We start from the raw sequence: 215 nt of genomic DNA on the forward strand, positions 1-215 counted from the left end.
GAAAAACAGCAAGAAATGTTGTGGGAACTGGGGCAAATTGAAATTGGGTTAGGAACGTTAGTGGCAACCAATGAACGAATCCAAAAAGCAATTGAACCGAGTGTTAGTGAATTAAGTAATTGGCTAAAACAAACACAACCTAACATTCATGTGGATGAAACACCTTGGTCAGTCATAGGAATCAAAGAATGGTTGTGGGTAGTTGCTAATTCAGA

The 215-nt window shown here is 38.6% G+C and carries 1 protein-coding gene; it reads left to right on the forward strand.

Annotation, left to right across the window (positions count from 1 at the left end; all coding sequences use genetic code 11):
• The coding region (locus tag ACEYW6_RS36870; protein ID WP_412983702.1) for an IS66 family transposase at window positions 1-215 on the forward strand (215 nt) is incomplete at both ends.

Origin of the sequence: Nostoc sp. UIC 10607, from assembly GCF_047228265.1 — a bacterium.
Taxonomy (GTDB): domain Bacteria; phylum Cyanobacteriota; class Cyanobacteriia; order Cyanobacteriales; family Nostocaceae; genus Nostoc; species Nostoc foliaceum_A.